Source organism: Streptomyces sp. NPDC001401 (genome assembly GCF_042895385.1).
Lineage (GTDB): Bacteria > Actinomycetota > Actinomycetes > Streptomycetales > Streptomycetaceae > Streptomyces.
The window spans coordinates 56,067-68,014 of record NZ_JBIAWI010000020.1 but is presented as its reverse complement, the minus strand read 5'-3'; the positions used below and the strand labels follow the sequence as shown (position 1 = coordinate 68,014).

The following is an 11,948-nucleotide window of genomic DNA, read 5'->3' as shown; positions in this document are numbered from 1 at the left end:
GCAGTAGGCGACCGCGAGAGCGCCCTTCGACTTACCGAAAGGCTCTCGGCTTTCATGCCTCCCTTGTCTTCCTCACCTTCCTCCCTGCCGTCCTCCTCCACCCGTGAAGCCGTCGTCGCCGCGCTGCGCATCGCGGGCTGTGTCTTCGCCGAGGACGAGGCGGAGTTGATCCTGGCCGCCGCGCGCACGCCGGAGGAACTGGCCGCCCTGGTCGACCGCAGGGTCTCCGGGCTGCCCCTCGAACTCGTCGTCGGCTGGGCCGAGTTCCGCGGGCTGCGCATCGCCGTGGAAACCGGCGTGTTCGTGCCCCGCCGCCGCACCGAGTTCCTCGTCGAACAGGCCCTCGCCCAGGCCCCCGGCGCATCTGTCGTCGTGGACCTGTGCTGCGGCTCGGGCGCCGTCGGCGCGGCCCTGGCCACCGCGCTCGGCCAGGTCGAACTGCACGCCGCCGACATCGACCCGGCCGCGGTGCGCTGCGCCCGCCGCAATGTCGGCGCCGTCGGCGGCCGGGTCCACGAGGGCGACCTGTTCGCGGCGCTGCCGGACGAACTGCACGGCCGTATCGACATCCTCGCGGCCAATGTGCCCTACGTTCCCACCGGCGAGGTCGGCCTGCTGCCCGCGGAGGCCCGCGACCACGAACCGCTGGTCGCGCTCGACGGCGGCACGGACGGACTCGACGTCCTGCGCCGGGTCGCCGCCGAAGCACGCCGCTGGCTCGCCCCGGGCGGCTGCCTCCTGGTCGAGACGAGCGAACGGCAGGCCGCGGCCGCCGTCGACGCCTTCACCACCGGCGGGTTGAGGGCACGCCTGGCGGCCTCCGAGGAGCTGTACGCCAATGTCGTGATCGGCGTGCGTCCCTGAGCCTGCCTTCGCGGGCTGACCCCGCTCCCGGTCACGCGGAAGGCGAGAGCTGCTCGCGCACCCATTCCGGATCGGGGTTGACGTGCGGCCGGCCCGCCACGACGACGGTCGGCACGGTCTCGTTGCCGTCGTTGGCCGCCCGCACCGCCGCCGCGCCGACCGGGTCGCGACAGATGTCGACCCAGTACAACTGACGGGCGCTGCGCCCTGGTCGGATGCGCAGTCGCAGACAGTACTTGCAGCCCGAGCGCCACAAGACGACCGGTCGGCCGTCAGCGGCGCTGCGGCGTTGTGCGTCCAGCCAACCGATCGACTTCGGGAAGACCAGAGGCGAGTTCACGCCTGCGAGCAGCACGAACACCAACAGGAAGGCCACGGCCGCGGCCGGGCTGCCGCTGAGGAGCAGCCCGGCCGCAACGACTGAGCCGCAGAGCACCAGCAGAAGCGGCAAGATCCAAGGGCGCGTCATGACGACGCAGGCCATCGGCGCCTCAGGTCGTCGCGCCGCTGCCCGACGGGCTCGGGGACGGTGCGTGGCCCCGCCAGTCCCTGTGGCCGGGGTCCGGGAACCTGCCGTGCCAGTCGCCTGGGCCCTTGCGGTCGAAGGTGCCGGAGATCGCACGGGTGGCCGTCCGGGTGCCGTCGGCGGAGCGGGTGCCGGCTAGGAGGGCCATCTCACCCTGCTTGAGGTCGCCGGCACCCGAACCCTTCGTACCGTCGCGGAAGACGGTGGTGTCGGAGTTCACGGTCCATGTCCACCGGGCGCCGTCGTCGCTCTTGAGCGTGACCTGGTCGCCGGAGACCTTTTCGACGGTGCCGCGCTGCCAGATCCGTACGACCCACTTGCCGGTGTCCTGGTCCTTGACCGTCGTCTCGCCATGCACCCCCATGCCGCCGAAGCCGAAACCGAACCAGGGGGCGACGTCATGCCGGCCGCGGGGGCCGTCCGGGGACGGGGAGGCGGACCCGGACGCGGAGGGCGAGGCGCCCTGGCCGGAGCCGCCCGAGGTGGCCGCATAGGCGACCGTGCCGCCGAGGGCCAGCACGGCGACCGTGGCCGCCGCGGCCACGGCACGCGCCCGGCGGGAGCTGCGCCGCCACGGCCCCGGCTCGCGGTCCGGGCCGCCCGGACCGGTCATCACTTCCATGTCCGGGGTCGTCCCGAAGCGCCCGTCAGGCGGCTCGCCCCCGGCGGTGGGTTCCTGGTCCGGCTCGTGCATCACGGCTCGCTCCCATCGGCCACGGCAGGCGGCATCTGCATGCCATGCCTTGCTGTGATTGTCGAATGCGGGCGATAAGGAACCCGTAATCATTGACTTGCTCCTCGGGCTGAAGCCCGAGGATTCTGGCCTTCCGGTCCGGTGCTGTGCCGCTACGCGGCACGGGCTCCGGACCGGATTCCATGGCTTCCTGCTTCACCGCGCGGTGCCGGAACATGTTCCGGTCTTACCCGCGCTCCACAGGCTGTCACCGCCAGTCCGGCGGCCTTGATGTTCTTCGCGGCGTTGTGGTCCCGGTCGTGGACCGTCCCGCACGCAGGGCAGGTCCACTCCCGCACGTGCAGGGGCTTGGGCCCGTCCTTGATCCCGCAGGCGGAGCACACCTGACTCGTGGGCTGGAACCGTCCGATCACGACAAACGTCCGGCCATAACGTGCCGCCTTGTATTCGAGCATGGACACGAACGTGGACCAGCCCGCATCATGCACGCTCTTGCCCAGCCTGGTACGCGCCAGCGCCTTGACCGCCAGGTCCTCCACCGCGACCGCTTGGTTCTCGCGGATCAGCGTGGTGGAGAGCTGGTGGTGGAACTCGCGGCGTGCGTCAGCCACTTTGGCGTGGGCGCGGGCGACCTTCAGCCGGGCCTTGGCCCGGTTCTTGGATCCCTTCTGCTTGCGGGACAGCTCCCGCTGGGCCCTCTTCCGTTTCTTCTCCGCGCGGCGCAGGAACCGCGGAGAGTCGATCTTCGTGCCGTCGGACAGGACGGCGAAGTGGGCCAGGCCCAGGTCGACGCCAAGGGCACTATCGGGGTCCGGCTCGCTGAAGCGGGCCCGGTCCTGCTCCGGGTCGGTGTCGATGACGAAGGAGGCGAAGAACCGCCCGGCCGCGTCCTTGGTGAGCGTGACGCTGGAAGGGGTGGCGGGCAGCATGCGCGACCAGCGCACTTTCACCTCGCCGATCTTCGGCAGCAACAGCCTTCCGGTCTCGTTGATCTTCCAGCGTGCGTTCGCGGTGAACCGGACCGCCTGCCTTTCGTCCTTACGGGACTTGAAGCGGGGCGCCCCTACCCGCGCTCCTTTCCGGGCTCCCCTCAGGGAGGCGAAGAAGTTCTGGTACGCGCTCTCCGCATCCCGCAGCGACTGCTGCAGCACCACCGCCGACACCTCGCCCAGCCAGTGCCGCTCACGAGTCCTCTTCGCCTCGGTGACCAGCGTCTTCGACAGCACCGCCGCCGTGGGGAACGCCTCTCCCGCCGCCCGCGCCCGCTCCCGCGCCGCGATCGCGTCGTTGTACACCACCCGCGCGCATCCGAACGCCCTGGCCAGCGCGATGCGCTGACCAGGCGTCGGGTCGAGACGGAAGGCACACCGAAGCTGCACGATCCGGACGCTAGCACCAGTCACTGACAGCCCGGGACGGAGCAGCTGAATCCAGCTCCGCTGGAACGATTCGGCGATGCTCCGCGTCGCCACGTCCAGATTCGCTGCACCACCGGCGTGAACGCCGGTGCACTGCGAATGAATCCCGGCAGCTGTGAGAGCGCGGCTGCCCGCTCAGTCGCAATCGACGATCAGCTCGGCTTCTGCACGCGCGCGATGAGAAGCGCCACGTCGTCGGAGTTGTCCGGCTGGTGCAGAGTGCGCAGCAGGAGGTCGCAGACCTCCTCCAGAGGGCGGTCGGGTCCTTCGAGGAGGGACAGGAGGGCGTCCAGGCGCTCGTCGAGGGGGTGCTGCCGGGTCTCGACCAGGCCGTCGGTGTAGAGCACGAGGCGATCGCCGGGCTCCAGGTCGACCGTGGTGGTGGAGAAGGCGACCCCGCCCACGCCCAGCGGTACCCCGGTGGGCAGTTCCAGCAGCTCCGGGGGATGCCCGGCCCGCAGCCGGACCGGCGGCAGGTGCCCGGCGTTGGCGATCCGGCACTGCCGCAGCTGCGGGTCGTGGACGGCGTACACACAGGTGGCGATCGAGTGGTCCAGACCCTCGGTGATCTTGTCGAGGTGTTCGAGGAGCCGGGCCGGATCGAGGTCGAGGGAGGCGAGGGTGTTGGTCGCGGTGCGCAGCCGGCCCATGGTCGCGGCGGCGTTGATGCCGCTGCCCATCACATCGCCCACCACCAGCGCCGTCTTGCCGCCCTCCAGGGGAATCACGTCGAACCAGTCGCCGCCGACCTCGCTGGTGGCCCCCGCGGGCTGGTAGCGGGAGGCGACCTCGAGGCCGCCGGTCACCGGCGGGTGACTGGGCAGCAGGCTGCGCTGGAGGGTGAGGGCGGTGTCGCGGGCGTTCTGGTACCAGCGGGCGTTGTCGATCTGCACGGCCGCGCGGGACGCCAGCTCGCGGGCGAGCAGCAGGTCGTCCTCACTGAACGGCTCCGGATTGTGCGTGCGCTTGAGGTCGAGGGCGCCGAGCACCTCGCCGCGGGCGATCAGCGGCACCGCCAGATACGAGTGGACGCCCGCGTCGGCCAGCAGCTGCGCCGCCTCGGGGGAGCGGGCTATGCGCGGCAGGTCCGCCGGCTCGACCTGCGCCACCATCACCGGCCGGCCGGTGCGCACACACTCGGTGACGAGGCGGTCGGGACCGTACCGGGTCACCTGCCCGGGCGGGTCGGCCGCCCGCAGCGCCTCCGGGGCGCCGTCCGCCTGCACGGCGAGGGCCCGGATCACCGCCGGCTCCGTGGGGCCCAGGCTGCTGCGCCTGCCCGCCACCACCGCCTCGAGCAGGTCCACGGCGGCGATGTCGGCGAGTTCCGGCACGGCGACGTCGGCCAGTTCGCGGGCGGTGCGGTCCAGCTCCAGGGTGGTGCCGATCCGGGCGGAGGCGTCCGCGATGACCTGCAGCCGCCGGCGGGCGGCCTCGGCCTCGACACTCGCCCGGTGCTGCTCGGTGACGTCCATGACCGAACCGGCCAGGCCCAGCACGGCGCCGACTGCGTCGTCCAGCCGGTAGAGCGAGACCGACCAGGCACGCTCCTCGTCCGGATGGGCGGGAGTCCGGCCGGTCGTCTGCTGGTCGACGAGCGGACGGCCGGTCGCCAGCACCTGACGTGCCGCTGCCTCGAGGGCATCGACGTCGAGGTGCGGCAGGACGTCACGGATCGACCGCCCGATGTGGTCCTCGGCGGCAATCCCGTTGAGCCGCTCAAGGGCCGGATTGACCGAGACGTACCGAAGATCGGTGTCCAGGACGGCCAGCCCGATGGGGGACTGCGCGACCATCCGGGTGGAAAGCGCCACGTCCCGCTCCAGCCGCCGCACGGTCGAGCGGTCGGCGCACAGCCCCAGCGCATAGACGTCGCCGTGGTCGTCCAGCAGCCGCATGTTGCGGAACTCCACCAGGCGCGTGCTGCCGTCCTTGCGCCGAATGGGGAAGGCCCCGGCCCAGCTCTGACCGGTGACCATGACATCGGCGAACAGTTTGACCACCAGGTCGAGGTGCTGTTCGTGCACCATGATCCGGGCCGCGTACTGGCCGAGGGCCTCCTGCGCCGGATAGCCGAACAACTCCTCGGCCTGCGGGCTCCACAGCACGATGCGTCCCTCGGCATCCAGGACCACCGAGGCCACGCCCAGCACGTCGAGCAGCCCGCTCGGCCGTACCGACTCCTCGCCCTCGGCCACCGGAAACCCAGGTGCACCCATTCCACGCACCGCCTTCGCCCGTTCACGCGGCACGTCGTCCCCCGTGCCGACTCCCCAAGTTCTACCGCGCTCAACCGTCCCTGTGACGACCCCGTCGCCCACCTCCACCATCCCTCAACACAGCAGGGGCCGTCCCCCGGAGCCGTGACGACAGTACCCGGTACGGACCGTCACCGAGCCGACAGCCCCCGTTACCGAATTGGTCTGTACATGACTACGCCACCGGGTCAGACTGTCCGCCGAGCACGCCCCACCCCCCACGGAGGAGCCCTCCCATGCCCCTGCGCGCCCGGCAACGTTGTCATGCAGCCCTGACCGCGGCCCTCGCCCTTGCGGCCGCTGCCGTCCTGTCCGCCGCCCCGCCCGCGTCGGCGGCCGACACCTGGACGGAAGTGGGCTCGGACCGCGCCGATCCGCTGACCGAGAGCCAGGGCCTGACCTCCGTCGAGGTCCCGGCGAACAGTCCCAACCACTACACGGGCATCGGCACGATCCCCGCCGACGTCTCCAGCCGCGGCTGGAACCACGTCGGCGACCCCGACGCCTCCTACAACGGCTACTACATCGAGCCCTACCAGGCCGACTCGGGCAACGCGAAGATGTTCCGCGTGCAGGCGCCGGGCGGGACCTGGTCGGAGTACGGCCACACGCTCAGCTCCGGCGAGGCACTGAACAACTCCTGGGTCGCGATCTCGCCCGACGGACAGTGGATGCTGGCCGGCGAGTACGGCACCATGAGCCGCTTCCTGGTGTTCCCGACCCCGGGCGTCAACGCGAGCACCTCGCCCTCGGCCAACCTCCCGCAGGCCTCCACCGTCAACCTCGACCACGCCGTACGCGACGTGCAGGGCTGCGACTTCTCCGGCCCCACCACGCTGCTGTGCTCCTCCGACGACCCGGCCGGCACGCTGTTCGGCATCACCAAGCCGCTCCTCCAGGTCGACCTGTCCGCCCAGCCGGGCGGCACGTCGGACGTCTCCGGCCATGTCACGGCGCTGCGGCAGCTTCCGCTGCGGAGTTCCTGCTCGGGCACGTTCGAGGTGGAGGGCATCGACTACGACCGCCGGGACGGCACCCTGCGTGTGATCGTCGTGTCGCCGGGCTTCTGTGTCCTGACGGACAGCAAGACGTACCGGTTCAAGCGGAGCTGATCCCTCGCTGGTCCGGTGCGGCCAGTGGTGCTTTTCTGGGGGTGTGGCGCGGTTCGCGGGGAACTCGCGGTACCGCGCCACAGCCACGAGAGGAGCGATCACGATGGATCGTCAGCGCTCGCACGAGGAGCCGGTCTCCCTCGAGATCAGCGGATGCAGCAAAGAGGACGCCCGGATCGTGTTCGACACGCTGTGCGCGTGCTTCGAGTCCGACCGGCGCCCGGACGAGGTGCCGGAGCAGCTCCACGAGACCCGGCCGATGGTGTGGCTCGGCACGTTCGAGGTCACCGACGCGCACGAGTGTCCTGCTCCGGGCCGGCTGTCGTCCTCCGTCGAGGTCGATGCGCAGGGGGGTTACTGGGCGATTGAACGGCTGCGCAGCACGTTGGATCCCCTGTTCACGGTGCGTGACCTCTCGTCGGCCTCGGGAGATCAGGAACGGGAGTTGCACGTGATTCTCGAGAGGCGGTGAGGTTTCGTCTGCGGCGCCGTCGTGGCTGGTCGCGCCCGCGCGGCGGCAACCGCATGTCGACACGGCCCCGCGCCCCTTCACGGCAGTGCAGATCCGGCGGTCAGCAGGCGCAGCACGGCCCGCAGGTAGACGGCGTGGACCGTGGGCAGGTCCGCCAGGTACGCGCGTTCGTTCGTGCCGTGCAGGCCCTCGTAGCGCACGCCGAAGCCCGCTGTCGCCGGGATGCCCTCCCCCGCCAGCAGGTTGCCGATGTTCGAGGGGCCCGCGGTTTTCGGCCGGACCGTGAGGCCCTCGTGGGTGGCGGCGGCCAGTAGGGCGGCGGCGGGTTGCTGGTCCTCGGCCAGACGGTACGGCGGCCAGGAGGCCATCGGGGTGATCACGGTCGGCCTCGGGCCGGGAAGCAGCGCGTCCAGTTCGGCGACCGCTCCGCGCACCAGGGCCTCGGCCGCGTCGGCGTCGAAGGCCGGCGTGGTACGGATGTCGAGGCCCAGTTCGCACAGGCCGGGTACCACCGAGAAGCCCTCGCCGCCGTGGCAGGAGGTGACTGTCAGCTTCGGGGGCAGCGGGAACTGGCCTACGGGGCCCGGGAGTTCGGCCTCGTCCAGCAGCTCCACCAGCCGCGCCGCACGGGAGACGGCGCCGACCGTCCTGCGGCTCGATCCGGAGTGGCCGGAGCTCGCGTGCACCGCGATCGTGGCCCGCCACAGGCCCCGCCCGCCGACCACGACCTCGTCCCGCCCGGGGTAGCCGATCATCACCCCGGCCGGGCGGACCGCCGCCGTATCCGCGAGATAGGCGCGGGCGCCGCCGAAGCCGCCGGTGTGCTCGTCGGCGTCGAGCAGTACGGCGAGGCCGCCGCGCAGCTCGGCGGCGCGGGCGTGCGCCTCCGCCGCGATCCGGCAGAACATCGCCGCCGCCAGCTTGGAATCGGCCGCCCCCCGCCCCCGCAGCCACCCGTCCACGACGTCCCCGCAGTCCGGCGGGAACGACCAGGCGCCCTCGTCGCCGTACGGGGCGGTGTCCACGCAGGCATCCAGCGCCCACCACGGCCCCGGCCTGCCACCCGCGACCTCCACCAGCAGGGCGACCGGCCGGCCCGCGTCGTCGTAGAGGCGGCGACAAGGCAGGTCACGGGCGTCGAGCCAGTCCTCGAGGACGGCGAGGACAGGCCCGTAGTCGTCGATCCCGGCCCGGCTCGGGCGGCGGATCAGCGCCTGCGCGAGCTCGATCACCTCGGTGTCTTCGGGGCTCATGGGGCCACTGTGCCCGCGAGTGGTCCGTGTCACCCCTTCCCGCTTATGCAACTAGTTGCAAAACATGGTCGGGGTCCTCTACAACAGAGGCACCACACCGCGCACGGAGGGGCCCGATGAGCCGTTACCCGCATCTGCTGAACCCGCTCGACCTGGGCTTCACCACGCTGCCCAACCGCGTCCTGATGGGCTCCATGCACGTCGGCCTGGAGGAGGCCGAGCGCGGCTTCGAGCGCATGGCGGAGTTCTACGCCGCCCGGGCGCGCGGGGGAGTGGGTCTCATCGTCACCGGCGGCATCGCCCCCAACGACGAGGGGCGCCCGTACGAGGGCGGCGCCAAGCTCACCACCGACGCGGAGGCCGAGCAGCACCGGCAGATCACCGACGCCGTGCACCGCGAGGGCGGCCGGATCGCCATGCAGATCCTGCACTTCGGCCGGTACGCCTACCACCAGGACCTGGTCGCCCCGAGCCCCCTCCAGGCGCCCATCAGCCCCTTCCCGCCCCGCGAACTCACCGACGCCGACGTCGAGCGGACCATCGACGACTACGCCCGCGCCGCCCGTCTCGCGCGGCAGGCCGGGTACGACGGCGTCGAGATCATGGGCTCCGAGGGCTACCTGATCAACGAGTTCATCGCCGCGCAGACCAACCAGCGCACCGACCGCTGGGGCGGCTCGTACGAGAACCGCATGCGCTTCCCGGTCGAGATCGTCCGGCGGGTGCGCGAGGCCGTCGGCGAGGACTTCATCATCATCTACCGCCTGTCCATGCTGGATCTGGTCCCGGGCGGTTCGACGTTCGACGAGGTGATCACGCTCGCCAAGGCCGTCGAGGCGGCCGGCGCGACGATCATCAACACCGGCATCGGCTGGCACGAGGCCCGCATCCCCACCATCGCGACCTCCGTGCCGCGCGGCGCCTACGCCTGGGTCACCAAGAAGCTCATGGGCGAGGTGTCCCTCCCGCTGGTGACCACCAACCGCATCAACACCCCCGAGCTCGCCGAGGAGTTGCTCGCCGAGGGGTACGCGGACATGGTCTCCATGGCCCGCCCGATGCTCGCCGACCCGGACTTCGTCGCCAAGGCCGCGGAGGGCAAGCCGCAGGCCATCAACACCTGCATCGGCTGCAACCAGGCCTGCCTCGACCACACCTTCAGCCTCAAGATCACCTCCTGCCTGGTCAACCCGCGCGCCTGCCACGAGACCGAACTGGTCCTCTCCCCGACCCGGCTGCGCAAGCGCGTCGCCGTGGTGGGCGCCGGACCGGCCGGACTCGCCTGCGCGGTGTCGGCGGCCGAGCGCGGCCACGAGGTCACCCTCTACGACGCCGCGGGCGAGGTCGGCGGCCAGCTCAACGTGGCCCGCAAGGTGCCCGGCAAGCAGGAGTTCGACGAGACCCTGCGCTACTTCCGCCACCAGCTCGACGCGCACGGCGTGGACGTACGCCTCAACACGCTGGTGACGGCAGGTGACTTGGAGGGCTACGACGAGGTCGTCGTCGCCACCGGCGTCTCGCCCCGCACGCCCGACATCCCGGGCATCGACCACCCGAGCGTCGTCGGCTACCTCGACGTGCTGCGCGACGGCACGCCCGTCGGCGACCGTGTGGCGATCCTCGGCGCGGGCGGCATCGGCTTCGACGTCGCCGAGTTCCTCACCGACGGCGGGGACAAGGCGAGCGAGGACCCGCAGACGTACTTCCGCCAGTGGGGCGTCGACATGGACTACAAGGCGCCCGGCGGCCTCGCCGTTCCCGAGCGGCCCGCCCCGCCGCGCACCGTCCACCTGCTGCAGCGCAAGACGACCAAGGTCGGCGCGGGCCTGGGCAAGACCACCGGCTGGATCCACCGCGCCGAGCTCAAGCACCGCGGCGTCACCATGGTCCCCGGCGTCCGCTACGACCGCATCGACGACGCCGGACTGCACGTCACCGTCGGCGAGGAGAGCACTGTGCTGCCCGTCGACACGATCGTGCTGTGCACCGGACAGGAACCGCGTCGCGGCCTGTACGAGGAGCTGGTCGCCGCCGGCTTCAGCGCGCACCTGATCGGCGGTGCCGACGTGGCCGCCGAACTGGACGCCAAGCGGGCCATCAAGCAGGGCACGGAGCTGGCGGCGGCCCTCTAGGGGGCCTAGCGGCCGTCCCTAGGATGACTCCATGTCACTCCCGCACGCGATCCTCACCGCCCTGCTCGAAAAGCCGTCCTCGGGGCTGGAGCTGACCCGCCGGTTCGACAAGTCGATCGGCTACTTCTGGTCGGCGACGCATCAGCAGATCTATCGCGAGCTGGGACGACTGGAGGCCGACGGCCACATCCGGGCGCTGCCGTCCGAGCAGCCGGCCCGCGGGCAGAAGAAGAGCTACGAGGTCCTGCCCGCGGGCCGCGCCGAACTGGCCCGCTGGACCGCCGCGTCCCAGGACCCCAAGCCGCACCGCGATGTGATGCTGCTGCGGCTGCGCGCGGCGGCCGTGGTCGGCACCGCCGGCATCGAGGCCGACCTGCGCCGCCATCTCGACCTGCACCGGCTGCAGTTGGCCGAGTACCAGGAGATCGAGAAGCGCGACTTCCCGCCCGGCAGGGACGCTCCCCAGGACCGGCTGCGGCACCTGGTGCTGCGGGCGGGCATCGACCTGGAGACCTTCTGGACGCAGTGGCTCACCCACGCCCTGGAGGAGTTCGCCGAACTGCCCGGTTCCGAACCGGCCTGAGCTCCATGGCTCTTCGCGGGCGCGGCGGTCCTCAGAGCCGGTTCGGCCTGGCGCGCCGGCGCAGGTACCAGCCCGTCGCGATGACGCCCGTGCCCACCAGGGCGGCGCCCACCCCCAGCGTGAGCGGGCCGTAGTCCTGGACGGCGCCGCCGAGTCCGCCCTTGACGCCGAGCGAGGGCGAGGGCTTGGCGGTGGCCGAGATGGTCGGCTTGGTGGTGGGGGTGGAGGCGGCGGAGACGACGACGGACTGGGTGCCTGCGGTGGTGTTGTTCGCACACATGACGATCACGGTGTACGTGCCAGGGCTCACGTTCGACCAGGCCGCCGACTGCAGGGCGGCGGTGCCCGACAGCGCCACCTGACGGCCCTGGGCGAAGTTCGCCTGGCTGCTGTTGAGCAGCGAAGCGGTGCCCCAAGCCCCGCCGACCGGCGGTGAGCACGCGCTGGTGGTCACCGAGACGGTGGACCCGCTGGTGCTCACGGAGATCCCTGACCCCTGCGCCGCGGCCGGCGCGGCGGCCAGGGCGAGCGGAAGCGCGACGGCGGCTGCCGCGGTCAGGGCCGAGCGAACGAATGGCTGAGAGTTGCGCATTGGACTGCCCTCCGACGGCACGGTTGGCGGAACATCCCTTGCGC

General features: G+C 71.6%; 11 protein-coding genes. 5 read left to right on the top strand and 6 right to left on the bottom strand.

What is annotated here, in order from left to right:
- The first annotated feature begins 54 nt into the window (after nt 1–54).
- Nucleotides 55–864 carry a putative protein N(5)-glutamine methyltransferase gene (locus ACFY10_RS44170; protein WP_390671007.1) on the top strand — a complete coding sequence of 270 codons (810 nt, stop codon included), beginning with the start codon at nt 55–57 and terminating at the stop codon, nt 862–864.
- A gap of 31 nt (nt 865–895) precedes the next feature.
- Here the strand turns inward: ACFY10_RS44170 and ACFY10_RS44165 are convergent, their stop codons facing one another.
- From ACFY10_RS44165 to ACFY10_RS44150, 4 genes are all read right to left on the bottom strand, one after another.
- The gene (locus ACFY10_RS44165) at nt 896–1,333 is read right to left on the bottom strand and encodes a hypothetical protein (protein ID WP_390671006.1); all 438 of its coding nucleotides are present in this window, start codon (nt 1,331–1,333) and stop codon (nt 896–898) included.
- Nucleotides 1,334–1,355: 22 nt separating this feature from the next.
- Nucleotides 1,356–2,084 (bottom strand): DUF5666 domain-containing protein, encoded by a 729-nt coding sequence (locus ACFY10_RS44160; protein WP_390671165.1) that lies wholly within the window; start codon nt 2,082–2,084, stop codon nt 1,356–1,358.
- 152 nt (nt 2,085–2,236) lie between these two features.
- Complete coding sequence (locus tag ACFY10_RS44155) at nt 2,237–3,463, bottom strand: RNA-guided endonuclease InsQ/TnpB family protein (RefSeq protein WP_390671005.1); 1,227 nt, start codon at nt 3,461–3,463, stop codon at nt 2,237–2,239.
- 191 nt (nt 3,464–3,654) lie between these two features.
- Entirely contained in the window at nt 3,655–5,721 is a 2,067-nt protein-coding gene (locus tag ACFY10_RS44150; RefSeq protein WP_390671004.1) for a SpoIIE family protein phosphatase, read from the bottom strand.
- Nucleotides 5,722–5,996: 275 nt separating this feature from the next.
- On the opposite strand from ACFY10_RS44150, the gene ACFY10_RS44145 reads away from it, so the two are divergent.
- Together ACFY10_RS44145 and ACFY10_RS44140 are read left to right on the top strand one after the other, a co-directional pair.
- Entirely contained in the window at nt 5,997–6,872 is an 876-nt protein-coding gene (locus tag ACFY10_RS44145) for a hypothetical protein (protein WP_390671003.1), read from the top strand.
- A 103-nt stretch (nt 6,873–6,975) separates the two neighbouring features.
- A complete protein-coding gene (locus ACFY10_RS44140) occupies nt 6,976–7,344 on the top strand; it encodes a hypothetical protein (protein WP_390671002.1) in 369 nt (122 codons plus the stop codon).
- A 77-nt stretch (nt 7,345–7,421) separates the two neighbouring features.
- Here the strand turns inward: ACFY10_RS44140 and ACFY10_RS44135 are convergent, their stop codons facing one another.
- Complete coding sequence (locus ACFY10_RS44135; RefSeq protein WP_390671001.1) at nt 7,422–8,597, bottom strand: M20 family metallopeptidase; 1,176 nt, start codon at nt 8,595–8,597, stop codon at nt 7,422–7,424.
- A 116-nt stretch (nt 8,598–8,713) separates the two neighbouring features.
- Here ACFY10_RS44135 and ACFY10_RS44130 point away from each other — a divergent pair, with 116 nt between their 5' ends.
- Nucleotides 8,714–10,729 carry an FAD-dependent oxidoreductase gene (locus ACFY10_RS44130; protein WP_390671000.1) on the top strand — a complete coding sequence of 672 codons (2,016 nt, stop codon included), beginning with the start codon at nt 8,714–8,716 and terminating at the stop codon, nt 10,727–10,729.
- A gap of 31 nt (nt 10,730–10,760) precedes the next feature.
- On the top strand, nt 10,761–11,312 hold the full coding sequence (locus tag ACFY10_RS44125; protein WP_390670999.1) for a PadR family transcriptional regulator: 552 nt from the start codon (nt 10,761–10,763) through the stop codon (nt 11,310–11,312).
- A 31-nt stretch (nt 11,313–11,343) separates the two neighbouring features.
- Here the strand turns inward: ACFY10_RS44125 and ACFY10_RS44120 are convergent, their stop codons facing one another.
- On the bottom strand, nt 11,344–11,904 hold the full coding sequence (locus ACFY10_RS44120) for a hypothetical protein (RefSeq protein ID WP_390670998.1): 561 nt from the start codon (nt 11,902–11,904) through the stop codon (nt 11,344–11,346).
- Nucleotides 11,905–11,948 lie beyond the last annotated feature (44 nt).